Source organism: Trabulsiella odontotermitis (genome assembly GCF_001188485.1).
Classification (GTDB): Bacteria; Pseudomonadota; Gammaproteobacteria; order Enterobacterales; family Enterobacteriaceae; genus Trabulsiella; species Trabulsiella odontotermitis_A.
Map to the genome: position 1 here is coordinate 1 of NZ_JNGH01000096.1, position 24425 is coordinate 24425.

At 58.9% G+C, this 24425-nt stretch carries 13 protein-coding genes and 7 pseudogenes; 3 read left to right on the plus strand and 17 right to left on the minus strand.

The genetic code is table 11. The annotated features are described in order from the left end of the window. A pseudogene (locus GM30_RS13680) lies at positions 1-1377 on the minus strand (transglycosylase domain-containing protein); the annotation flags it as partial. A gap of 20 nt (positions 1378-1397) precedes the next feature. Continuing rightward, positions 1398-6331: pseudogene (locus GM30_RS13685) on the minus strand (alpha-2-macroglobulin family protein). A gap of 206 nt (positions 6332-6537) precedes the next feature. On the opposite strand from GM30_RS13685, the gene sseA reads away from it, so the two are divergent. Further along, complete coding sequence (gene sseA, locus GM30_RS13690) at positions 6538-7434, plus strand: 3-mercaptopyruvate sulfurtransferase (RefSeq protein ID WP_049849059.1); 897 nt, start codon at positions 6538-6540, stop codon at positions 7432-7434. Here the strand turns inward: sseA and sseB are convergent. The 11 genes and pseudogenes from sseB to trmJ form a co-directional block, all read right to left on the minus strand. Continuing rightward, positions 7340-7927: pseudogene (gene sseB / locus GM30_RS13695) on the minus strand (enhanced serine sensitivity protein SseB); the annotation flags it as partial. The gene sseA and the pseudogene sseB overlap by 95 nt on opposite strands. A 93-nt stretch (positions 7928-8020) precedes the next feature. Further along, complete coding sequence (gene pepB, locus GM30_RS13700; RefSeq protein WP_049849060.1) at positions 8021-9307, minus strand: aminopeptidase PepB; 1287 nt, start codon at positions 9305-9307, stop codon at positions 8021-8023. A 51-nt stretch (positions 9308-9358) separates the two neighbouring features. Continuing rightward, positions 9359-9559, minus strand: a complete 201-nt coding sequence (iscX, locus tag GM30_RS13705; RefSeq protein WP_014171178.1) for a Fe-S cluster assembly protein IscX — start codon at positions 9557-9559, stop codon at positions 9359-9361. Between the two features lies 1 nt (position 9560). Beyond that, complete coding sequence (gene fdx, locus GM30_RS13710; RefSeq protein ID WP_049849061.1) at positions 9561-9896, minus strand: ISC system 2Fe-2S type ferredoxin; 336 nt, start codon at positions 9894-9896, stop codon at positions 9561-9563. Position 9897: 1 nt separating this feature from the next. After that, positions 9898-11704 (minus strand): annotated as a pseudogene (hscA, locus tag GM30_RS13715) (Fe-S protein assembly chaperone HscA). Positions 11705-11718: 14 nt separating this feature from the next. Beyond that, positions 11719-12234, minus strand: coding sequence for a co-chaperone HscB (gene hscB / locus GM30_RS13720; RefSeq protein WP_049849062.1), 516 nt, complete (start codon positions 12232-12234; stop codon positions 11719-11721). Positions 12235-12306: 72 nt separating this feature from the next. Beyond that, the gene (gene iscA, locus GM30_RS13725; protein WP_049849063.1) at positions 12307-12630 is read right to left on the minus strand and encodes an iron-sulfur cluster assembly protein IscA; all 324 of its coding nucleotides are present in this window, start codon (positions 12628-12630) and stop codon (positions 12307-12309) included. 17 nt (positions 12631-12647) lie between these two features. After that, positions 12648-13034, minus strand: a complete 387-nt coding sequence (gene iscU / locus GM30_RS13730; protein ID WP_002913991.1) for a Fe-S cluster assembly scaffold IscU — start codon at positions 13032-13034, stop codon at positions 12648-12650. A gap of 26 nt (positions 13035-13060) precedes the next feature. Beyond that, positions 13061-14275: a cysteine desulfurase gene (gene iscS, locus GM30_RS13735; protein WP_038157086.1), complete on the minus strand. Its 1215-nt coding sequence runs from the start codon at positions 14273-14275 to the stop codon at positions 13061-13063. A 113-nt stretch (positions 14276-14388) separates the two neighbouring features. Further along, positions 14389-14880 carry a Fe-S cluster assembly transcriptional regulator IscR gene (gene iscR / locus GM30_RS13740; RefSeq protein WP_049849064.1) on the minus strand — a complete coding sequence of 164 codons (492 nt, stop codon included), beginning with the start codon at positions 14878-14880 and terminating at the stop codon, positions 14389-14391. A gap of 129 nt (positions 14881-15009) precedes the next feature. Continuing rightward, positions 15010-15753, minus strand: coding sequence for a tRNA (cytosine(32)/uridine(32)-2'-O)-methyltransferase TrmJ (gene trmJ / locus GM30_RS13745; RefSeq protein ID WP_049849065.1), 744 nt, complete (start codon positions 15751-15753; stop codon positions 15010-15012). A gap of 118 nt (positions 15754-15871) precedes the next feature. Between trmJ and suhB the strand changes: the two are divergent. Continuing rightward, positions 15872-16617 (plus strand): annotated as a pseudogene (suhB, locus tag GM30_RS13750) (inositol-1-monophosphatase). Between the two features lie 173 nt (positions 16618-16790). Beyond that, positions 16791-18068 (plus strand): stationary phase inducible protein CsiE, encoded by a 1278-nt coding sequence (csiE, locus tag GM30_RS13755; RefSeq protein WP_049849066.1) that lies wholly within the window; start codon positions 16791-16793, stop codon positions 18066-18068. Here csiE and GM30_RS13760 read toward each other — a convergent pair. From GM30_RS13760 to GM30_RS13780, 4 genes and pseudogenes are all read right to left on the minus strand, one after another. Further along, positions 18065-19198 (minus strand): 3-phenylpropionate MFS transporter, encoded by a 1134-nt coding sequence (locus GM30_RS13760; protein WP_049849067.1) that lies wholly within the window; start codon positions 19196-19198, stop codon positions 18065-18067. The genes csiE and GM30_RS13760 overlap by 4 nt on opposite strands. A 72-nt stretch (positions 19199-19270) precedes the next feature. Continuing rightward, a pseudogene (locus GM30_RS25595) lies at positions 19271-19833 on the minus strand (aldose epimerase family protein); the annotation flags it as partial. A 16-nt stretch (positions 19834-19849) separates the two neighbouring features. Beyond that, positions 19850-21289 (minus strand): sugar porter family MFS transporter, encoded by a 1440-nt coding sequence (locus tag GM30_RS13775; protein WP_049849070.1) that lies wholly within the window; start codon positions 21287-21289, stop codon positions 19850-19852. Positions 21290-21360: 71 nt separating this feature from the next. Further along, positions 21361-24418: pseudogene (locus GM30_RS13780) on the minus strand (DUF5107 domain-containing protein). Positions 24419-24425: the final 7 nt, after the last annotated feature.

Here is a 24425-nt window from a genome sequence, read left to right on the forward strand (position 1 = left end):
TTACCCCCCAGCCATGTCGATAATCGGCGCCGACAGTTGCTGTCGCCGTCCGGCAGCGTTTGGCCACCCGGCCAGCATACTGTTGCGGCGCTGACGGACGACGGTCGCGGATCCTCAGGTAGCCCACCTTTGATGACGGAGGCGCGCGACAGCAGCAGATTATTGACCTGATTCAGCAGCGGCACCGCGCTGGCGAAGCCAAACTGCCCGACGACGGGCGTGCCGTCCGGGCGCCCGGTCCAGATGCCAATCACATAGCGCGCATTAACGCCAATCGCCCATGCATCGCGATAACCGTAGCTGGTGCCGGTTTTCCAGGCCAGTGGCACGGTTTTCAGCAGCGAAGCGTCCGGTACCGGCTGCTCTNGCAACTGCCCCGCTTTTCCGTGACGCGCCAGCGCGCTGTAGGCGGCAACGATATTTTCCAGACGCGCGCCCGCGCCGCCTAAAATCAGCGACAGATTAGGCTCCGCGCCCGCAGGCAGAATCAGCGGCAGCCCGGCATTTCGCAAGCGAGCGGCAAACTGTTTCGGGCCGTAGGCTTCCAGCACCTGCACGGCAGGAAGATTGAGGGAGCGCACCAGCGCGTCGCTCATGCTCACCGGGCCATGAAATCCGCTGTCAAAATTGCCGGGGCGATAGTCGCTAAACCGGCGCGGCACGTCCTGCAGCAGCGAGGCCGGGTGGATCAGACCGTCATCCATTGCCAGGCCGTAAATAAACGGTTTCAGCACCGATCCCGGCGAGCGCACCGCCGACACCATGTCGATATGACCAAACCGCGTGTTGTCGGTGATATCCACCGAGCCTACCCAGCCCCTGACTTTCATGCTGGTATGATCGACCACAACAATCGCCAGCGAGCTGCGCGGCGGCAGGCGGCTTTCCCAGTTCAGCGCCATCTCTTCCAGCTGGCGTTGCAGGCTGGCATCCAGGGTGGTGACAATTTTCGTCCCCTGACCTCGCGCCAGCACGCGGCGGGAAAACAGCGGCGCCAGCTGCGGCATTTGCCGTGGCGCGAGCCATACCGGCTCTTCGCGCGCCTCTTTCACCACCGTGGCGCTCCACACGCCTTGTGTCTGCATGCNNCAGGGTGAGGATCTCCTGTTTCGACAGATGCCACTCCAGTTGTAACGCGCGCCACAGCTGGCGGAACTTGCCACCAAACGTGCGGGGGTGCGGATCGAGCAGCCGCGCCACCTGCATGGTCAGCGTACTGCCCCCGGAGATCACTTTCCCGGCGGTGAGATCCTGCCAGGCCGCGCGGGCAATGGCGAAAGGATTGACGCCGGGGTGATCCCAGAACCAGCGGTCTTCGTACTGGATCAGCGCGTCAAGATAACGGGGAGAGACATCCTTGAGAGTGACCGGGTAGCGCCNGGCGCAGAAAACGCATGTTATGGTGCGACGATCAGCGGTCCGCTGGCCTGACCGTTCGCCCGCCACTGCGGCACATACATCGATTCCACCTGCGGCGCGGGCACCTGATACGTCCCCGGCGTCACCGCGCGCGCCAGATAAACCAGCGTCACCGGTTGGCCGTCGTTCACTGCCACCGCCGCAACAAAACGGTCATCGCGGAATTCGATATGCTGAATATCCGCCTGCTGCATCTGGTTAAGCAGGTTCTGCACCTCGGCGCCGTTGTCCTGCAGGCTGGCGCTGCTATTCGCCAGATTCTGGTTTTCCAGCTCCAGCCCGGCTGGCAGCAAATCCACCACCAGCGCATCCGGTACGTTCTGGTTTGCCGTCACCTGCAGATGCACCAGCACCAGATCGCCGCTGCGCAGCGAGGTGAGCGATTTCTGTTGCCCGTCGGTGCCCAGGAACTGGCGCTCAATCTGCAAGACGTTGCTGTAAGGCTGCGGCGGGTTTTGCGGATAACCGGTGCTGTCGAGACGCACCCACAGCGGCTGCGCGCCGGTGTTGGACACCTGCAACACCGCCAGTTGATCGCTGGTCAGATTGCGGGTCTGAGCTTTGTCGCCCGTCAGCGGCTGCGCATCCAGCGAGGTTTTCGCCTGCCAGTCACCCGGGAAATCCTGCAACCCTTTCGCAGCGAGGAACAACGCGTTCATCTCCTGCGTCGACAGCCAGCGCTGCCCGAACGCCTGTTCGGAGAGCGTAGTCAGCAACGCATTTTGCGCGTCTGGCCGCACCTTGTTCTCTTCCAGCAGATTCAGCATCAGCGCATTATCGCGCAGTGCGCTGCCGTAATCGGCCATCCAGCGCTGTTTGTCCTGCCGCGAGGTGGTCAGCGCCAGCGCAATCGCCTCTTCGCTGCGCGGCGCATCGCCCATCGCTTTCAGCGCCAGGCCCAGCTGCATCAGCGGCAGACCCGCCCCGGCCTGATTGTGACGCTCCCAGACTTCACGCAGCGCACCCAACGGCGCTTTCTGTTGACGCGCCAGCACCAGCGCCGCATAGGCCTGCACCGCAAAGCGGCTTGCCTGCGTGTCGTCGCTGTAGCGGATGGTCATCAGACCCGGCTCCTGCAGATAGCGCAGCAGACGGTTGTTGCCACGGGTCAGGGCATCCGCAGGCACGCTGTACCCCTGCTCGCCCGCGCGGATCAGGAAATCCATTACGTAGGCGGTGAGCCAGTACTCTTCCGGACCTTCTTTGTCCCACAGCGCAAAACCACCATCGTCACGCTGCATTTGCAGCAAACGTGAGATACCCAGATCCACCGCCGCACGACGTTTTTCGTCGCTGTCGCCCGCGATGCCAAGTTTTTTCAACTGCGCCGCATTGGTATACAACGACGGGAATAGCCCGCTGGTGGTTTGCTCCAGACAGCCGTAGGGATACGCCTTCAGTTCACGAATATAACGCGCAATGTTGAGCGGCGGGTTGGCGCAAGCCTTCGAGATGGTTCTGCGGTGCGGTCCAGCTTTCGCCTGGCTGCAGTGCGCCCCACGAGCTCACGGTTTCTGCCGGGAAGGCCGGGCGTACGCCAAGTTTCCACTCTTTATTGACAGGCGTTGCCGTTTCGCCAGGTAAATTCAGACCGGTTATCACCGCGCTGATTACCCCGTCGCCAAAGCCCTCTTTCGCCCGCACCGGCACAAACAAGGTAGTACGCACGCCCGGCGCCAGTTCGACCGGCTGCGGCTGCGTGCCTTCCAGTTGAATCAGACCCGAGGCGGTGAGCTGTACGTTGAGGGTTTGCGGCGTGTCGGTCAGGTTAGTGATATCCAGCACCAGCCGCGTGGTATCGCCACCGGCGATGAAACGCGGCATGCTGATGTCGGCAATCACCGGCGCGGCAACCACCACTTTGCTTTCGCTGCTGCCAAAATCATCAGCATTCCACGCCTGCGCCATCACGCGCAGTTCACCGTTGAAATCGCCAATCGGCAGCGTCACGGTGCCTTCGCCGTTGTCGTCGAGCATCACCGGTTGCGCCTGCTGCGCCACGATATTCACATGGTTCACCGGCGGCTTACCGCCACGTTTGAGCTCGTCGCCGTCACCACCAAAGCGCAGGCTGGCGAGACGCCCCTGCCCTTCGATGACCTGGCCGTAGATGTCATAGATATCAGCACCGTAGCGTTTCTGACCAAAGAAAGCGTTCCACGGGTCCGGCGTCACATAATCGGTAATATTCAGCACCCCGCTGTCCACGGCGGAGAGCAGCACGTTAACCTGCTTCGGCGTAGTGCCGTCTTTGACGCTGGCTTTCACTTTCACCGTCAGCGGCTGATTCGGCCGCATTTTGGTTGGGCTTTCCAGCGCGATATTCAGGCGACGGTTCTCATCGCCCAGCGGCAGATGCAACAGACCCACGGCGCGTTTCGGCGTCGCGGATTTCGATTTGTCGCCCGGGCGGATCACCAGCGTGCTGAGGTAAATATCGTGACGATTCCAGCTTTTATCGACCGGGATGGCGAGATCCATGCCACCCTGCGGAACGTCAATTTCCTGCCACCACAGCGGGCCTTCGCTCGATTCCACCATCGCGTAGCCCTTACCGGCAGCCGGTGCGGCGATGTTCAGCTTAATGGTATCGCCCGGTTTGTAGGACGGTTTGTCGAGCTTCATGGTCACGCGATCCGGACGCGCGGCGCCGGTACCGTCGCTGTTATCCTGCCAGCTGTAACCCGCCCAGAAACGCACACTGCTGACGGTGTCGTCCGGCGTTTTCACTTCCAGGCGATAAGAGCCCCACTCCACCGGGAACGAAACCTTGCCCGTTTCATCGGCTTTAAGATGCAGCGCCTGCTCGCCTTCCACCAGATCTTTTTGATCGTACTGCGACTGCCAGCCATCGCTGTCAGACCAGTTCCAGTAGTAGTCGCGACGCTCGCGAATCAACCGCACCTGCAGACCGGAGACCGCCAGCTTTTGCCCCTGCGCATCGGCATAGACAATATTGAACGCAGCGTTGCTGTCTTCATCGACAATCGGCTGGTTGACGGTGGTGTCGGTGCGATAGTCGTACACCGCTTTCATCGCAAACTCAGGGCGGATCCCCGCCAGCGCGGGCGCGGGCCAGATGGCCTGTTCCGCACGACGCGTCACCGGACGCCCGCCGGACTCCAGCAGACTCGCCTGGAGCACCACCTGCAACGGCGAGTGGGCCTCTTTCCACTGGCTTTCTGTGCTGACTTCTCCACGCCCTTTATCGTCCAGCTTCAGCTGGATTTCATCGAGGGTGCGGGAGAGATTCTCTTCTGAAATGTCGCCAAACTGGAACCCCGGCAGCGCAGGCACGGCCTCACGCAGCGGGCGCAGGAACAGCTTGCCCTGCATTTCGTTGCCGTTGGCGGGCGCACCGTAGAGGTAGTAACCGGCCACATCAAATTTCACCTCGTCGGCAGGCGACAGCGGCGCTTTTTGCGGTGTCAGGTTGAGCGCCATCCGTTCTGGCATAAAGTCTTCGACGTGGAAATCCCACGCCCGCGAGCGGTTGTCACCGGTGTTAGCGCGAATCTGCCACATGCCGGTGGCGGCACCGCCGTCAAGGGCATAAGTGAACTGATAAAGGCCGTTAACCGGTTTGCTGACCACGGTGTGGATCACCTGACCATCCGGCTTAACCACCTCCAGTTTTACCGGCTGCTCTGCGAGCGGTTTGCCGTCACTGTCGCGCAGCAGGCCGTTAAGGATGACGGTTTCGCCAGGGCGGTAGAGATCGCGCGGGCCAAACATGAAAAACTGCTTGTTGTAACCCGGTGCGCCGGCGATGGAAAACTCGGCGAGATCGAGGGCCGGCAGTTTCAGGTCGAGCATTGTGGTCTGACCGTCTTTGCGGGCCAGCAGCAGCGCCACGTCCTGATCAACGTTCAGCGTCACATGGCCCTGCGCGTCGCTGGTGGCCTGCGATATCGTCTGACCGCGGGTGTTTAATAGTTGCACTTCAATGCCTGCCTGGGCCGCGCCGTTTTCCAGGCTCTGGGTAAAGACATCAAGGCGGTTATGATAACGGTGCGCCGAGACGCCAAGATCGCTCAGGGTGAACAGCGTGGCGGCGTTACTGTAGTTGTAATGCCCGGCCTGATTCATCACTGCGACGTAGACGCCAGGCGCCTGCAGCGGCTTGATGTCACGCAGCGGCAGCAGCAGTTTTTCCCGCGTNGTTACGCTGCGGATTGAGGTCAAACCGACCGGTATAAACCAGGTCCGCCATTTTCAGGAGATCGTCAGATTCCCAGTTGGTCAGCGCGTTGCGGTATTCCCACTGGCTGATAAACGAGGCGAGCAATTCCGGCTTGATGCGGAAGAAATTCACATCGACATTGTTGACGTTGAGCGCCATCACCGGCAGGCCATCTACTACTTTCCCTGGCAGCAGCGAGCCGCGGCTGGCAAAACCAACGCTTGGTTGTACATCACGGGTGGCGATGGTTTTTTCTATGCCAGCGCCGAGCGTCGCCTTGTTCAACGCCACCAGCTCAGGATCGACCGTCAGCAGCAACTGGCGTTTCGGCTCAAGATGACGCAGACGCAGCTCTTTCAGGTTTGGCGACAGTTCCCACGCGCCATCAACTTTGCCGCTGGTTTTGTCCACCAGATGCACGCTGCGGGAAAAATCCTGTTCCGGCTGTAGCGGTACGGAGAAAGTCAGCACCAGCGTGGCGGCACCATCCAGTTGCACTTCCGATGCGTCCAGCAAGGTGAGCGCTTTCCCCTCGCTTTGCGCCGTCAGTTTCGCCAGCGTCGCGCTGTCGGGTTTGGCGGGCGTTTGCGCCGCGGGTTTTTCCGCAGCAGGTGCTGGCGTGGCAGCAGGTGATGTTGTCGCTTTCGGCGCATCATCGTTGTCACACCCGGTAAGAGAGAAAGCGGCAATCAGCGCCAGTGAGAGCGCTGCCAAACGTAACGGTTTCATCCTTTAACCTCGGCCGGTTTGATGTTTTAACTCAGTATTATGCGTGAATCCCGCTTTTACCAGTAGCGGCAATTCTGTCATTTTTCGGCCTTTTTCAGCACGGAGAGGCCATCTGTGTGACCTCATAGCGAATTAGCAGGTCGCAGACTTGTCGATATTCGGAAAAACATCGACAATTTGTGGGTAAAATTTTGCGGGAGGCAACCATGACGACGTCTTATTTTGTCGCAGCCGACTGGCTGGCCGAGCATATTAATGATTCAGATATTCAGATTCTTGACGCACGCCTGGCACCACCAGGCCAGGAACACCGTGACATGGCCGCCGAGTACCGGGCGGGTCATCTCCCGGGCGCGGTATTTTTTAATATCGAAGCCCTTTCCGATCATACCAATCCCCTTCCCCACATGCTGCCGCGTCCTGAAGCCTTTGCTGTCGCTATGCGCGAGCTGGGCATCAGCAACGACAAACATCTGGTGGTGTATGACGAAGGCAACCTGTTCTCCGCGCCGCGCGCGTGGTGGATGCTGCGCATCTTTGGCGTTGAGCGCGTGTCGATTCTGGCGGGCGGGCTAGCGGGCTGGCAGCGCGATGATCTGCTGCTCGAAAAAGGCGACGTCACGCTGCCGGAAGGGGATTTTGAAGTCGCTTTTACCGGCGATGAAGTAATGCGCCTGACCGATGTGCTGCTGGCAAGCCACGAAGGTTCCGCGCAGATTGTTGATGCGCGACCATCGCCCCGCTTCGACGGACTGGCGGATGAGCCGCGTCCGGGTCTGCGTCGCGGCCATGTTCCGGGTGCGAAAAACGTGCCGTGGGGCGATCTGGTGATTAATGGCGAACTGAAAACCACCGATGAGCTGGAAGCGATTTTCGCCCGTCAGGGGGTCGATTTGCATCGTCCGATTATTACCAGCTGTGGTTCCGGTGTCACCGCCGCTGTGGTGGCGCTGGCGCTGGCGACGCTGGAAGCCGATGAAGTCGCGCTGTACGACGGCTCCTGGTGCGAATGGGGTGGTCCGCCTCAATGCCAATCAGCAGCACCGGCTGCTCGTCGGCGCTCTCTTTCAGCGAGCACAGAAACGCGCGTTTCACCGGTTTGATGGTTTTAAACAGCGTGGTCAGCGAGTCAATCATCTGCGCAGGCGGTTCCGCCACTTCCGACAACAGCAGCGACGCGCCGCCTTCTCTCACTTCCTGCGTGTGCAGCGGATGGCCTTCGTCGCCAATTAACAGGCTGATTTCGCGTGGCGTGAACTCTTTGCCGGTCGGCAGTTTGGCGTTGAGAAACAGGGTTTCGCCGAGCGTCATTTCAAACAGGGTACGAACCGGCATGACGACAAACGCCTGTTCGTCTTCTACTGCCTGCTGCAGGGCGTCCAGCGAGGTGAAAAACGGGATCACCGTCGCGCCATCGTCTTTTTCCCAGTGCTGTAAATCCAGCGCGCTGTCTTCCACCACCGCATCGCCTTCTGCTGCGGTGCCTGGCACCCAGACGGTGGATTCCAGCAGCGTGCGGAAAAACGCCGGGCGATGCGCTGGTTCGGTGGCCGCCTGTTCCAGCAGGGTTTCTAATTCGTTTTTTGTTTCGGACATAGTTTGGCTACTTCAACATAATGCCGGGTGGCGCTACGCTTACCCGGCCTACAAACCCCGTAGGCCCGTGCAAGTGCAGCGCCGCCGGGCAAGTTATTCGGCGGTCAACAAATTCGCAAGAGTGCGTACACCGAGACCGGTCGCGCCCGCCGCCCACTGTTCCACCGCGGCTTTGCGATAGGTCGCCGAGCAGTCGATGTGCAGCCAGCCTTCATGGCAGTTTTCCACGAAATGCGACAGGAAACCGGCCGCAGTGCTGGCCCCGGCCGGGAACGCCGCGCTGGCAGTGTTGTTCAGTTCGGCAAAGTTGGACGGCAGCTGATTGCGGTGGAATTCTGCCAGCGGCAGGCGCCAGAACGGTTCGTTCTCTTGCGCCGCGCTCGCCATCAGGCGGTTCGCCAGCTTATCGTCAAAGCTGAACAGCGCGTGATAGTCATTACCCAGCGCGGTTTTCGCTGCCCCGGTCAGCGTCGCGGCATCGATCAGCAGTTCTGGTTTCTGTGCAGAGGCGTCAATCAGCCCGTCCGCCAGCACCAGACGGCCTTCGGCGTCGGTGTTCATCACTTCGACGTTTTTACCGTTACGGTAGCGAATGATGTCGCCAAGTTTGAAAGCGTTGCCGCTGACCATGTTGTCGGCGCAGCAGAGGTAAAGTTTGACGCGTTTGTTGAGACCGCGGGTGATGGCAAACGCCAGCGCGCCGGTGACCAGCGCTGCGCCGCCCATGTCGGATTTCATCGAATCCATAAACGCGCTTTGTTTGAGGCTGTAGCCGCCGGAATCAAAGGTAATGCCTTTGCCCACGAGGCAGGCAAACACTGGCGCGTTTTCGTCGCCAGTCGGGTTGTAATCGAGCGCCAGCAATACCGGAGCACGCTCGGAGCCGCGTCCGACAGTGTGGATCCCCATGTATTTCTGCTCGCGCAGATCTTCACCTTTGGTGATACGGTAATGAACGTTGTCGCAGGCCACGTTGCACAGCAGATCGACTGCGCGCTGCGCCAGTTGCGACGGCCCTAACTCTTCGGCTGGCGCGTTAATGGTGTCGCGGACCCAGTCGATAATCAGCAGACGGTTGTCCAGCTCCTGACGCTGCGCGTCGTCGAGATCGGCCCAGTCAATCTGGCGGCTGCCTTTCGGCCCTTTGTAGCCGGCCCAGAACGCCCAGCTACGGTCGGTGTCCCAGCCTTCGCCGGTCAGCGCGACATGTTTGATGCCCATGCCGTCGATTTTGCGCGCCGCGCGCTGGATCAAACCCAAATCATCTTTACCGTTCAGGTGCAGAGTAATGCCATCGTTGTTCACGCTGTAACTGGCTTTGTCGCCCCAGCGCGCATCGGCGGGCTGAGTGGACAGCGTAATCTTCATCGCTTCTGTCATTGTTGTATCCTTCTTAGCAAGTGGGCTGCCAGAAGGCAGCCCACAATATCTTCATTCTGCTTCGTCTAACCAGACTAGCAGAATCGCTTCCAGAATTTTTTCATTGGATGCGTTGGGATCATCGTCGAAATCGTCCAGATCGCAAATCCACTGATGCATATCGGTGAAGCGAACGGTTTTCGGGTCGAGATCCGGGTTGGCGTCGTACAGCGCCTCGCCGATTTCACGGCTGTCGGTCCATTTCAGTCCCATATTAGTGCTCGCGTGCGTGGTTAATAGTGTAACGCGGGATTTCGACCACCAGGTCTTCATCGGCAACGCGCGCCTGACAGCCTAAGCGGCTTTCCGGCTCCAGACCCCAGGCTTTATCCAGCATGTCGTCTTCGTCTTCGGTGCTTTCCACGAGTGAGTCAAAACCTTCACGGACTACACAGTGGCAGGTGGTACAGGCACAGGATTTTTCGCAGGCGTGTTCAATCTCGATGCCGCTACGCAAGGCCGCATCAAGGATAGATTCGCCGGTCTCAGCTTCCACAACTGCGCCATCCGGACAGAGATCCTGATGAGGCAGAAAAACAATCTTTGGCATATTAAACCTCGTCCACGGAATGGCCTTTCAGCGCGGTACGAACAGATTTGTCCATCCGGCGAGCGGCAAATTCCTGGGTTTGTTTGTCTACGTTTTTAATGGCTTGTTCGATAGCGTCAGTGTCATCGCTTTCCGCTACGGCACTCAGATGCGCAGCGGCGTCGTCAATCACCTGACGCTCTGCGGCGCTTAACAGCGCGGCATCGGCGGGGAGCNTCCGCCAGCATGCGCGCTTTCACGTCCTGCTCGGCAAAGCTCATGGAATCCTGAATCATTGAAGCAATTTCAGTGTCGGTCAGACCGTAGGACGGTTTTACCTGAATCGCGGCTTCGACGCCGGTGGATTTCTCCATCGCCGAGACGCTCAGCAGGCCATCGGCATCGACCTGGAAGGTGACGCGAATATGCGCGCCGCCCGCCGGTAACGCCGGAATGCCACGCAGCGCAAAACGCGCCAGCGAACGGCAATCCTGCACCAGTTCACGCTCGCCCTGCATCACGTGGATAGCCATCGCCGTCTGCCCGTCCTTAAAGGTGGTGAATTCCTGCGCGCGCGCCACCGGAATGGTGGTGTTACGCGGGATCACTTTCTCCACCAGACCACCCATGGTTTCGAGGCCAAGTGAGAGCGGGATAACGTCGAGCAGCAGCATTTCGCTGTCCGGCTTGTTGCCGACCAGAATATCGGCCTGAATTGCCGCGCCGATGGCAACAACCTTGTCCGGGTCAATGGCGGTTAACGGCTGGCGACCAAAGAACTCGCCCACGCGTTCACGCACCAGCGGCACACGGGTAGAGCCGCCGACCATTACCACTTCCAGCACTTCACCGGCGTCAACGCCTGCGTCTTTCAACGCGCGGCGGCAGGCCAGCAGCGTACGCTTCACAAGCGAAGCGATGAGTTCATTAAACTGGTCGCGGGTGACGGTGCCTTTCCAGCCCGCCACCTCAACGGTGGTTTCGTCGGCATCGCTGAGGGCGATTTTTGCCGCGGTGGCCGCATCAAGAAATTCACGTTCAATGCGCGCGTCGCGACGATCGAGAATACCCGCCTGTTCGCGCAGCAGATCCGCCAGCAGATGGTCGAAGTCGTCGCCGCCCAGCGCGGAATCCCCGCCAGTGGCCAGCACTTCGAACACGCCACGGCTCAGGCGCAGAATGGAGATATCAAAGGTGCCGCCGCCGAGATCGTAAACCGCAATCACCCCTTCCTGACCGGAGTCCAGGCCGTAAGCAATCGCCGCCGCGGTCGGTTCGTTGAGCAGACGCAGCACGTGCAGTCCGGCCAGACGCGCGGCGTCTTTGGTGCCCTGGCGCTGCGCATCGTCAAAATATGCTGGCACGGTGATCACCACGCCGTCCAGTTCACCCCCAAGGGTGGTGGTGGCGCGGGCAGCCAGCGCAGTGAGAATGTCGGCGGAGACGCGAATCGGGTTTACGATGCCCGACACGGTGTGAATCATCGGCAGGCCGTTTTCGCTTGCCTGCAACTGGTATGGCAGGTGCGGGTAACGCGCCTGAATGTCGGCAAGGGAGCGGCCCATCATACGTTTGACGGAGCTTACGGTGTTGGCGGGATCCTGCGCAGCAGTGGCGCGGGCCTCATAGCCAACCAGGTGCCCTTCCGGCTGGTAGCGGACCACCGATGGCAGCAAATGACGACCGTGGTCGTCGGCCAGCGTTTCCGCCTGACCGCTACGCACGGTCGCCACCAGGGAATTGGTGGTGCCTAAATCAATGCCCGCCGCCAGACGACGCTGGTGCGGCGCAGCACTCAGACCAGGCTCACTAATTTGTAATAAGGCCATAATTGCTTCCGAAATTAAAAATCGAGCAGCTTTTCTTCGAGTAGTTCAGCACTGCTTCGCAGTTTATCGAGAAAGCGGAGCTTGCGCACGGTATCCGCCGCCGCGTCCCACGTCTCGCTATTCAGTTGTTCCACCATCTGTTGATGACGGGTGTCAAACATGCCTTTTACCCGTTTGATAAATGCCTCAAGACGCGGCTCGTCTTTCGCCTGTTCGATGTCGTCGAGCTCTTCGCGCAGTTCGAGTTGTTCCATCAGAAACGCCGTGTCACGCACCGTGTGCTGTTCGCTTGCCAGATCGAATCCGTGCAGGGAGAGCATATATTCGGCGCGCATCAGCGGATGGCGCAGCGTCTGCCAGGCCTGGTTGATGGTCGCGGATTGCTGCACGGCGGCAAGCTGTTCAGACTGCGGGTGGCTGGCGAATTTGTCCGGATGGAACTGTCGCTGCAAATCCTGGAACCGGGTGGCGAGTTGTTGCGTGTCGAGCTGGTAGCGGGCTGGCAACCCAAAGAGGGTGAAATAATCCATAACATTCTCAGGGTTAACGTGGTAAAGCAAACCCCACTCACGCAGGCGCGGTGGGGTTATCGGGACATGCTGTTAAACGTTGAAGCTTTCGCCGCAACCGCACTCATCTTTCACGTTCGGGTTGGTGAATTTAAACCCTTCGTTGAGGCCTTCTTTGACGAAGTCCAGTTGAGTGCCGTTGAGGAATTGCAGGCTTTTGCCATCGATAACAACCTTCACGCCCTTGTCTTCGAACACGGTGTCTTCCGACGTGGGCTCGTCAACAAACTCCAGCACATAGGCCATGCCTGAGCAACCGGAGGTACGTACGCCTAAGCGCAGGCCAAAGCCTTTACCACGGTTGGCCAGGAAGGAATTTACTCGTGCTGCAGCACTGTCGCTAAGGGTAATCGACATACAACGACCTCAACTAATTATTTGGCTTCACGTTTGCTTTTGTAATCCGCAATCGCGGCTTTAATCGCGTCTTCTGCCAGGATAGAGCAGTGAATTTTCACCGGCGGCAGTTCCAGTTCGTCTGCGATATCGGTGTTTTTGATCGCCTGCGCTTCGTCCAGGGATTTCCCTTTCACCCACTCAGTGACGAGGGAGCTGGACGCGATAGCGGAACCGCAGCCATAGGTCTTGAAACGCGCGTCTTCAATAATACCTTCATTGTTGACTTTGATCTGCAACTTCATCACGTCGCCACAGGCCGGTGCACCGACCATGCCGCTGCCGACGTTCTCGTCGCTGTTGTCGAAGGAACCCACGTTACGTGGATTCTCGTAATGATCGATGACTTTTTCGCTGTATGCCATGATGAATTCTCCTTATTAGATACCGATTAGTGATGTGACCATTCGATGGTGTTCAGATCCACGCCCTGCTTGAACATGTCCCACAGTGGAGACAATTCGCGCAGACGGCCGATGGATTTGCGAACCAGTTCGATGGTGTAGTCAATCTCTTCTTCGGTAGTAAAACGACCTAAAGAGAAACGGATGGAGCTATGTGCCAGCTCGTCATTCATGCCCAGCGCGCGCAGCACGTAGGACGGCTCCAGGCTTGCGGAAGTACACGCAGAACCGGAAGAGACAGCCAGATCTTTCAGCGCCATGATCAGCGACTCGCCTTCAACGTAGTTAAAGCTGACGTTGAGGATGTTTGGCGCACCCTGCTCAAGGTCGCCGTTCAGGTACACTTCTTCGATATCGTTAATGCCGTTCCACAGACGGTTACGCAGACCGCGCAGACGCGCCATCTCGGTTTCCATCTCTTCTTTGGCGATGCGATAAGCTTCACCCATGCCCACGATCTGGTGCACCGGCAGCGTACCGGAACGCATGCCGCGCTCGTGACCGCCGCCGTGCATTTGCGCTTCGATGCGGATACGCGGTTTACGACGCACGTACAGCGCGCCGATGCCTTTCGGGCCATAAATTTTGTGACCGGAGAAGGACATCAGATCTACTTTCAGCTGGCTGAGGTCGATAGGCAGTTTGCCGACGCTCTGGGTGGCATCAACGTGATAGATGATACCGCGCGCACGGCACATTTCGCCGATGGTGGCGATATCCTGCACCACGCCGATTTCGTTGTTCACGTGCATGATGGAAACGAGGATGGTGTCGTCACGCATCGCCGCTTCGAGCTCTTTCAGGTCGATGATCCCGTTGCGCTGCGGTGCCAGGTAAGTCACTTCAAAACCTTCGCGCTCCAGCTGGCGACAGGTGTCCAGCACGGCTTTGTGTTCAGTTTTGCTGGTGATGATGTGCTTGCCTTTTTTCTGATAGAAGTTGGCTGCACCTTTGATCGCCAGGTTATCGGATTCGGTCGCACCGGAGGTGAAGACGATTTCACGCGGGTCGGCACCAACCAGCTCAGCAATCTGATTACGGGCGATATCTACCGCCTCTTCAGCCTGCCAGCCAAAACGGTGAGAACGAGAAGCAGGGTTACCAAACGTTCCGTCCAGGGTCAGAAACTGCATCATTTTCTCGGCAACACGCGGATCCACCGGCGTGGTTGCGGAGTAATCGAGATAAATCGGTAATTTCATTGCTCTTAAACTCCGTACATCACTCAATGCAAGGAACCAGGCAACCGGCTGGATGTACGACCGAGTACACGGGGCGAGATGCCCCGGCCTGATTCTGAAATACTTATTTTTATTTACGCGCGCAGTTTAACGTTAATAGAATCCTGCGTGCGGTTGCTGCGTTGGGTTTCGTGCGACTGCTGGCGGCCGGAGACATCCAGGATTTCCTGATTGTTCACCAGTTCACCAAGGGTAATATTATTCAGGAAGCCGGTCAGGCGATCGCTCAGATCGCGCCACAGCGCATGGGTCAGGCACTTATCACCGCCCTGGCAGCCGCCTTTACCCTGACAACGGGTGGCGTCAACGGATTCATCCACCGCGCTGATCACTTCGCCCACGGCGATGCTGCCGGCGTCTTTGCCCAGCAGATAGCCACCGCCGGGTCCACGTACGCTGGACACCAGGCCATTTTTACGTAAACGGGAGAACAACTGCTCCAGATAGGAAAGTGAAATGCCCTGTCGTTCTGAAATATCTGCCAACGGAACCGGGCCCGCTTCGGAGTTGAGCGCAACGTCCAGCATCGCGGTCACGGCATAACGCCCTTTAGATGTCAGTCTCATGTCTTACTTAACCTCAAACTCGCCCCTGCCCGGGGTTTTTATTAATATGGGGATATTGCATAGCAGGGCCAAGTCTGACATTCCCGAGTAAATTGGTCAACTATTTACTTGACTAAATTAGTCAGGTATTTAGCGATCCGTGCGCTCTTTCTGCGTCTGTTCAATCGACGCCAGAATCCCGCGCAGGATGTTCAGTTCCTGGCTTTCAGGACGGGCGCGCGTGAACAAGCGGCGTAGCTTATTCATCACCTGCCCCGGATGGTTTTCACGGATAAACCCGGTCGCCAGCAAGGTTTTTTCCAGGTGACCATAAAACCGTTCGAGATCGTCCACCAGCGGATACGGCGTCTCATCGTGCGCATCGGCACGCTCAGCATTTTCTTGCGTCGCCAGCCAGGCCATACGGACTTCGTAGGCAATCACCTGCACTGCCATCGCCAGGTTCAGCGAGCTGTACTCCGGGTTCGCGGCAATAGCGACGTGATAATGGCACTTCTGCAGCTCATCGTTGGTCAGGCCAACGCGCTCGCGACCAAACACCAGCGCCACCGGCGCGTGCGCCGCTTCACCTATGCTCTTCAGGCCGCATTCGCGCGGATCGAGCATCGGCCATGGCAGCGTGCGTGAACGCGCGCTGGTTCCGACGACCAGACTACAACCTGCGAGCGCCTCGTCAAGCGTATCAACGATTTGTGCGTTGCCAATCACATCACTGGCCCCTGCCGCCAGGGCGATGGCCTGAGAATCGGGTTTTACAAGGGGGTTAACCAGCCAGAGATTGGTGAGGCCCATCGTCTTCATAGCGCGGGCGACAGAGCCCATATTGCCGGTGTGGGAGGTCTCCACCAGCACGATTCGAATATTTTGCAGCATTGGTTTTCTTCGATAAAAGATTATTTGTCCATATTATCATAAAGCGGAGACAGATTCCGAATTCGCTGCTATGATATGCGCCGTTTTTCCGTTCTTTAACATCCAGTGAGAGTAACCGATGCATCCGATGCTGAACATCGCCGTACGCGCTGCGCGCAAGGCGGGTAATTTAATTGCCAAGAACTACGAAACCCCGGACGCTGTAGAAGCGAGCCAGAAAGGCAGCAACGATTTCGTGACCAACGTTGATAAATCCGCCGAAGCGGTGATTATCGAAACGATCCGCAAATCCTACCCGCAACACACTATTATCACCGAAGAAAGCGGTGAGCACGCAGGCGAAGATCTGGATGTACAATGGGTTATTGATCCACTGGATGGCACCACCAACTTCATCAAACGTCTGCCGCATTTCGCGGTGTCTATCGCCGTACGCATTAAAGGCCGTACCGAAGTCGCGGTAGTTTACGATCCGATGCGCAACGAACTGTTCACCGCCACCCGCGGTCAGGGCGCACAGCTGAACGGTTACCGTCTGCGTGGCAGCACTGCCCGCGACCTGGATGGCACCATTCTGGCGACCGGTTTCCCGTTCAAAGCCAAACAGCACGCCACCACCTATATCAACATCGTCGGTAAACTGTTTACTGAATGCGCGGATTTCCGTCGTACCGGTTCCGCCGCGCTGGACCTGGCCTACGTGGCCGCTGGTCGCGTTGACGGTTTCTTTGAAATCGGTCTGCGTCCGTGGGATTTCGCCGCAGGCGAACTGCTGGTACGTGAAGCGGGCGGCATTGTCAGCGACTTCACCAAGCGATGCTGGCGAACATGCGTGAAGAATTAAGCGACGCGCTGAAGCGCTAATCGCTCTGCCCGGCGGCGTTCTGTTCGTCGGGCTCCCCTCCTCCCCGCACGGCTTCGTGCATCAAAAATTCTGTGAACTGCGCCTGCAATCCTTGCGCAAACCCCGGCGGCTGCGCTTTCGCCTGTGGATCCTTTAGCTATTCTTATCAAAAACCCTAACTGGAATCTGACAGATGATGACCATGCTTGATACACCATCTGCGCTTTCCAGTCCGCAGCGCCGTTGCCAGACGCTGCTGATGTTATCTCTTCCGGGGCAGGAGATTACCCATCAATACATCAGCAATGTGAATAATGTCGATGACGACACCGCCAGACTGGATATCGCTGATATTAACGATGAACTTCAGCGTTACCATCGGCTCACCATCGCCACGCATGATAACGGCTGCTACCGGATTGAAGGCACCCCACTCGATCAGCGCCTGTGTCTGCTGCACTGGCTACGCCGCGCGTTGCGTTTATGCCCGACGTTTATCAGCCATCACTACACCCCCGCGCTAAAAAGCCAGCTCAAGCTGGCGGGCATCGCCCGCACGCTGTACGACGACACCAATTTACAGGCGCTGATCAACCGCTGCGCCCACGGCCTGCACCGACAGTTTGAGTGTCGGGATCTGCATTTTCTGCGGCTCTATCTGCAATACTGCCTGCTGCAACATCATCTCGGGTTGACGCCGTCCTTCACTGCGGCGCAGCAGAACTGGACCGAGGCGCGTATCGAGCATCAGGTGGCGGAAGAGATTGTCCGCCACTGGCAGCGTCGCATCCACCAGCTTCCGCATGAAGACGAACACCGTTTCCTGACGCTGCTGTTTATGATGTTGCGCACCCCTGATCCCATTCACGACGGCCACCTGCACGACCGCCGTCTGCAACGGGCGATCTCACGGCTGATTGACCGTTTTCAGGGCATGGCTGGTCGCGGCTTCAGCGACGAACAGGGGTTGCGCGATCAGCTCTATATTCATCTCTCACAGGCGCTGAACCGCTCTATTTTCAGCATTGGCATCGATAACAGCCTGCCGGAAGAGATTAATCTTCTCTATCCGCGCCTGATGCGCACCACGCGGATTGCGCTGCATGAATTCGAAGAAGATTTCGGTATTCGTTTTACCGAGGAGGAATCGGGGCTGGTGGCGGTGATTTTCGGCGCCTGGCTGATGCAGGAGAGCGACCTGCATGAAAAGCAGGTGGTGCTGCTCACCGGTGACAATCCGTATCTGGAAAGCGAATTAGAGCGGCAATTGCGCGAGCTAACCCTGCTGCCGATCAACATCAAAAACCAGTCGGTGGAGCATTTTGAGAAAGAAGGCGCGCCTAAAGACGTGACGCTGGTCGTCACCCCATACGCCATCACGCTGCCACTGTTTTCGCCGCCGCTGATCCATGCCCGCGACCTTCTCAGCGAGCATCAGCGGCAGCAAATCTGCAAAATGCTGGAGACTTAATTGACCGCCTTCGGACGCACGAACAGCGCCGGAACCGCCACCAGCGCCATCACCCAGAATACGCCCTGGTGCAGGTGCTGATAGAGGAACCCGGCGAAAACGGTCATCACCGCGATGCTGCCACCCATGGCGACGGCGGAATAGACCGCCTGCAGGCGAATGACTTCACTGCCCTGCCGCGCGGCGATATAGCGCATGGCCGCCAGATGGCAGACGGTGAAGGTGCCGCAGTGAAGGATTTGCGCGACAATCAGCCACGGTAGCTCGGTGGTCCAGCCCATGATCCCCCAGCGCACAATGCCGCACACCGTCGAGAGCAGCAGTAGATCGCGGGCGCTGAAACGGCGGAATACTTTTTTACTCAGGGCAAAGATGACCACTTCAGCGACCACGCCCAGCGACCAGAGATATCCTACCGCCGAGGCCGAATACCCTGCTCCCTGCCAGTAAATGGCACTGAATCCGTAATAGGCCGCATGCGCCCCCTGCAGCAGACAAACACAGGCAAGGAAGCGCCAGCTCTGCGCCACCAGCGACCGCCATGCGGGCCAGCCTGCGGTCTCCTGATGCCGCGTTTCACCCTGCGGCAGCACCGACGGACGCACCAGCATACCGAGCAGCATGGAGGCGATGCCAATGCTGATCAGCACCAGAATCGCCCGGTAATCAAACAGACTGACCAGTTTGCCCGCCAGCGCCGAGCCAATGACAAAGGCTATCGATCCCCACACCCGCACCCGGCCGTAGTCCATTGTGATCTGTTTTTGCCAGGTGTTGGCCAGCGCGTCGGTGAGTGGCACCAGTGGCGAGAAAAAGAGGTTAAAACCGATCATCACCACCATCAGCCAGGCCACGCTCTGACCGGCCCAAAACGCCAGCACGAACAGCAGCGCGAGCAGCGCCAGCACGCGCAGGGCGGTGATCAACCGTGAAGGATCGCTGACGCGGGGCGCAATCAGCAGGCTGCCAAGAAAACGGGCAACCAGCCCCGCTCCCAGCAAAATGCCGATGGTTTCCGGCGTCAGGCCCGTCCCCTTGAGCCAGACGCTCCAGAAAGGCAGGAAAATGCCGTAGCTAAAAAAGTAGGTGAAATAACTGAGCGCCAGCCAGCGCGTGGAGTGCAAGACCATGATCCCTCCCGAAATGGTGGCGATAGTCTGGCGATAAACGGCGGCGGGCGCAAGGTACCGGTTAACGGCGAATTAACACGGATCTGACGATGTATTGACCAGAATCGTCATTCCGAAGCGGGTTTCATCGCCCTGCTGAAGCAGCACCAGTCCGGGCTGACCCTGCTGACGGTGGGCGTTGACCGGGTGGCTCTGAGGTTCAAGGCAGAGGAATGACTGACCCGACATCCTGAACAGCATCAGCCACGGAGTTTGCGCAAGAAGCGTGATGCTCATCACATCATGAAATATCTGCGCCCGTCCACTCCAGCCGGAATAGCAAACGTTCAGCCATTCGTCGCGTCCATATTGCGGGTGACTGAAATCGGCGGCATCAGGCAGTTGCGGCTGCCACCCTTGCGGCAAATGCTGTTCCCCTTCCGGCCAGTAAACCCCAGCCCATAAAGCATCGGCACCGCGCCGCAGTGGGTCAGTTGCAGCGTGGCGTGCAGCGCGTTGTCCTGAAGCTGATACCGCAGACGCGCCAGATAATCGAAACCGCACGGATGCTGACTGCGTAACTGCAGCTCGCAACCGCTGGTGGTCTGCTCAACCACCTGCCAGTGTTTCAGCCAGCCGTCACCGTGCAGGTAAAAATCGGCATTGCGTCCATTAACGCATGGACTCCGGGTTAGCCCCTGCCAGGTGTTTCTGGTGCAGTTGCGCCAGCTGTGCTTCCAGCGCCTCCAGCGTCACGCCTTTGGTTTCCGGTACGTTGCGCAGAATATAAAGATACCCCGCCGCACAAATCACGCCATACAGCAGGAAACTGCCTGCCGCACCGAGGCTAGCGTTCAGCAGCGGGAAGGTATACGTCAACAGGAAACAGGCAATCCACAGTGCCAGTGTGCCGAGCGACATCGCCAGACCGCGCACGCGGGTCGGGAAGATTTCCGACAGCAGCACCCAGGTCACCGGTGCCAGCGTCAGCGCATAAATAGCAATCGCCGCGAGGACCAGCACCAGCACCGGCCAGCCCATCACGCCCATCGCGTAGGCACCGGCAATCAACACATAGATAACGGTCAGGCCGGACGCACCAAGCAGCATCAGCTTGCGGCGACCGAGTTTATCCACCAGTGGCAGCGCAGCGATGGTAAAGACAAGATTAATGATCCCGGTGGCGACGATGGATTTCAGCGTACCGTTGATATCAAACCCGGCGGAGGCAAAAATCTCCTGCGCGTAGTTGAAGATGACGTTAATCCCGCACCACTGCTGGAACACCGCCAGCACCATGCCAATAATGACGATGGGTTTGATCTGCGGCTGCAGCAGCGTGGAATAGGAAACTTTATGGTTGTCCTGTTGCAGCGTCTGTTCGATATCCTGCAGCGTCTGCGCGGCATAGCCTTTCGAACCAATACGTTCCAGCATCGTTCTGGCACGCTCTGGTTTTCCGGCTTTCACCAGCCAGCGCGGGGATTCCGGAACAAAGAACATCAGCACCAGAAACGCCAGCGCCGGAACCAGCTCTGCACCGAACATCCAGCGCCAGCCCGTCTGGCCGTTCCAGGTGTCCACCAGCATTTGCTGCGTCGCGCCGCCTGGCACCGGATCGGCGATGATCAGGTTGATAAGCTGTGCCGCCAGCACGCCAATCACAATCGTCAACTGGTTGACGGCCACGAAGCGTCCGCGTTTTTCCGCCGGGCTCACTTCGGCGATATACAGCGGGCTGAGCGCGGAGGCGAGGCCGATACCGACGCCGCCGACGATGCGGTAGATCACGAACATGTCGAAACTGGTGGCGAGCGCCGTTCCCAGCGCCGAGGCGCTGAACAGGATGGCTGAGAGGATCAGCGGCAGGCGGCGGCCCAGTTTGTCAGCGCACCAGCCCGATATCAGCGCGCCAAACACGCAACCGGCCAGCGCAGAGCTCATCGCCCAGCCCGACTGCGCCGGATCGGTGATCGAGAACCACGCCTCGTAAAACGGCTTTGCCCCGCCAATCACCACCCAGTCATAACCAAACAGTAATCCACCGCAGGCGGCGACCAGACAGATAGTCCAGACGTAGCCCATATTGAGTTGTGTCTGCGTATTGTTCATAAAAGTGCCTCTAAAAGGGTAACGCAGTAACAAAGGGGTGTGGGCAGGGCGCGCCTTGCCCACGTTGAGAGTCACGCGAAAATGCCGCTCGCCAGCGCATGACGCAGCAGATGCGCTTTGTCATGGGCCGGGTTGAGCGTTAACAGATTTGTCATCGTCACCTCGCAGGCAGCAACATCCCCCGTGCCCAACTGGCCGAGCGCCGCGATGAACAGACAGTGCTCGCGATGACGATGGGACGGCGGCGTATCCAGCACCACCAGATCCGGCAGCGAGACGGCGAAGAAATCGGCTTCCGGGATGGTCTCCTGATGCGCCGTGACCCAGTCCGCAAAGGCGCGGAAATGACGTTCCGCATCCGATGTCCGCCCGAGCGCCCGCATCGCCATCCCCTGCCAGAAGAGATAATCGGCGGGCTGATCGTTGTAGTAGCGGCCAGCATCGAGGCTGGAATCGCCCTGCGATGCCTGACGGTAGTGCGCCTGCGCCTGCTCATGATTACCAAGCCGCGCCGCGCAATAGCCAAGCAGATACCAGATGTCGTTGTCGGTCTGCCCCGGCAAACGTCCCTCGCCCAGGTTGTGCGGGTAGCGCAGCGCGGCGGTTAACAGCCCCTGCGCCTCGCTGTACTTCCCTTCCGCAATGGCCGCCAGCGCCCGGTGTTGTTGATTGAGCAGATACTGGCCGGTGACTTTGCCCTCGCCCCCTTCCCAGGGGTGAAAATCATGTTCCTGCAGCACCTGCGCCGCCGCGTCGTAATGACCGCTACTGTTCCACAGGCTCAGCAATTCGGCGGGGNAGTTCAAACAGGAAGCGGGCGTTTTCCGGCTCCAGCTCAACCGCCCGTTGCAGCGCCGCCAGCGCCTGCTGCGCATCCTGCTCCTTATTCCAGGCATAAATTCCCAGCAGACGGTGCGCCGGGGCGAAATCCGGGCGCTGTTGCAGCGTCGACTGCCAGCAGGCCACCGCCGGGGCATAGCGCCGTTTGCTGTACCAGAAACAACCCAGCAGATAGCGGGCAAAAGGCGCATCCTCAAGGGACTGCAGCATCTGGACTTCGTCGAGGGTGTTAGGGAAGCGAACATGACGTGCATGCTGCGCTTCGGCAGTAGCGATCAGCCGCTGGCGTGTTTGCGCATCGTCCGAAAGAGACGCCAGCCACAGCAGCGGCAGCGGTTCGTGNNCATCGCGACGTATCGCCCAGCGCACGTAATACAGCGGATAGTTCAGCGGATAACGCTGCAAACAGTCGGAAATGTATGCCAGTGCGGCGGTATCGCCCTGTTGATGCGACAGCGCCAGCGCTTTCAGCCCCATCGCCAGCAGGTTGCTGCCGTTAAAGTGCAGGCTGAGATCGACGTGCGACAACGCATCCTGCCAGTTATCTGCTTTCGCGGCGAGACGCGCCAGCGACCACCAGGCCACATCGCGACAGTTGCCGCTCCAGCTCGCTTTGAAATAATGCTCACGGGCTTCGGCGTCCTCGCCCTGACGCTCCAGCGCACTGCCGAGCAGCATGCTGGCTTCGCCATCGCGCGGATTTTTATTCAGCCGGTGCGCTCTCGCCAGCGCCGCACGGGCGCACTGCTCCGCCTGTTGCCAGTCGGCGCTGTTGAGTGCCAGCGTGCCCAGCGCGACGTTATTGCGATAGTCCTGCGGATCGAGTTCCAATGCCCGGCGATAATAATCAGCAGCAAAGCGGCTGGCGTGGTTGTACTGCTCAAGATGCTGACCGATGAAATACAGCTCATCGCCGTTGGTGATGTCCTGCGGTTGCGCGGGCGCGCGGGCCGGATCCGGCAGCGGCGTCTCTTCGGCGATATGCTCCTGATAGTGGAGCAGCGTCTGGCCTGTTGTTGAGCGCACCGTCAGGGTCAGGCGTTGCGGCCAGCGGTCAGTCAGCGTCTCCCGCCAGCTGTTGCCCGGTTGCAGCGACAGCGTGGTTTCCCACAGCGGCGCGCCGTCCGCGCTCAGTTCGACAACCACATCCTGCAGCGGCGCAATGGCGTAAACGCCCAGCACCAGCTGACCGTTTTCCCTTTCCAGCTTCAGCGCCAGCGCGGTACTGGCGTTCTGCACCGTTGCCAGCTCGCTGTAGGGCAGAAAATTCTGCACAAACACTTTTTCTTCATAAGGCGCCAGCCAGGTAAAATCAGGCTGGTTGTCGGTGAACACGCCGGTCATTAGTTCGATGTACGGGCCGTTGCGATCGGTCAGATTGCGGTCCCACGCCTGGCCGAAATCATCGTAACCCCACGACCACTGTTTTTTGCCTGGGGAGATGTGGTGATCGGCCACATGCAGCAGGCCGCCGCGCTCGCCGTGGTGATACGCGCCGACAAAATCGTAGTCTGATTTTTCCGCCATGTAGGAAGTCGGTACCGGCACGTTTTTGTAGCGGGAGATATCGACGCCTGCGGAGTAATCCACTTTGTAATAGGTGCCGGTGGCAATCGGGAATGCCGAGACATCGCGCTTACCGTGGTCAAACACCGCCGTGACGTCTGGCGGAAAAACGCTCTGATGATCGTCCCCGCCCTTCACCGCCGGGTTCGCCCACCACAGGAAATGGCGCGGCGTGGCGTTGCCGTTAAACACTTTGCCGGTAATTTCAATCAGCGCCCGATCGGGGTAAAGCGTGAAGCCGGTCATGACCTGTAACCCGCGCATCGGTTCGGCCTCGCCCATCCACACCGTCTGCGCGCCGTTGTCTGATTCCTGAACAGTAAAATCAACTGGCATAAAGGTGGTCGGGCGGTGATGCTGCGGCCAGTTAAATTCGATGCCGCCGGAGATCCACGGTCCCAGCAGCCCCACCAGCGCTGGTTTCACCACCTCGTTGTAATACACAAAATCACGCTGTTTGACCTTGTCATAAGCGCGATGGATGCGTCCGCCCAGCTCCGGCAACAGCAGAATGCGGATGAAGTCGTTTTCCATCCACACCGCCTGATAGTCACGCATTTCGCGCTGGCCGGTCAGCGTGTCGATAACGCCGTACGGATAGACCGCCCCGGATGAGCCCTGGTATACGCGTTTTTCCAGAAACATCGGGTTCGGATCTTCCGCCCCGGTGGTCCATGTGGGAAGCGAAAGCGTCTCCTGCCACACCTTTACTGAACCGTACATGCTGTTC

Bases quoted from the DNA above. Each gene is read 5' to 3' on its own strand.
- trmJ (WP_049849065.1), bottom strand. From the start codon at position 15,753: ATGCTGCAAAATATTCGAATCGTGCTGGTGGAGACCTCCCACACCGGC.
- csiE (WP_049849066.1), top strand. From the start codon at position 16,791: ATGATGACCATGCTTGATACACCATCTGCGCTTTCCAGTCCGCAGCGC.
- iscX (WP_014171178.1), bottom strand. From the start codon at position 9,559: ATGGGACTGAAATGGACCGACAGCCGTGAAATCGGCGAGGCGCTGTAC.
- iscS (WP_038157086.1), bottom strand. From the start codon at position 14,275: ATGAAATTACCGATTTATCTCGATTACTCCGCAACCACGCCGGTGGAT.
- sseA (WP_049849059.1), top strand. From the start codon at position 6,538: ATGACGACGTCTTATTTTGTCGCAGCCGACTGGCTGGCCGAGCATATT.
- fdx (WP_049849061.1), bottom strand. From the start codon at position 9,896: ATGCCAAAGATTGTTTTTCTGCCTCATCAGGATCTCTGTCCGGATGGC.
- GM30_RS13760 (WP_049849067.1), bottom strand. From the start codon at position 19,198: ATGGTCTTGCACTCCACGCGCTGGCTGGCGCTCAGTTATTTCACCTAC.
- iscR (WP_049849064.1), bottom strand. From the start codon at position 14,880: ATGAGACTGACATCTAAAGGGCGTTATGCCGTGACCGCGATGCTGGAC.
- pepB (WP_049849060.1), bottom strand. From the start codon at position 9,307: ATGACAGAAGCGATGAAGATTACGCTGTCCACTCAGCCCGCCGATGCG.
- hscB (WP_049849062.1), bottom strand. From the start codon at position 12,234: ATGGATTATTTCACCCTCTTTGGGTTGCCAGCCCGCTACCAGCTCGAC.
- iscU (WP_002913991.1), bottom strand. From the start codon at position 13,034: ATGGCATACAGCGAAAAAGTCATCGATCATTACGAGAATCCACGTAAC.
- GM30_RS13775 (WP_049849070.1), bottom strand. From the start codon at position 21,289: ATGAACAATACGCAGACACAACTCAATATGGGCTACGTCTGGACTATC.
- iscA (WP_049849063.1), bottom strand. From the start codon at position 12,630: ATGTCGATTACCCTTAGCGACAGTGCTGCAGCACGAGTAAATTCCTTC.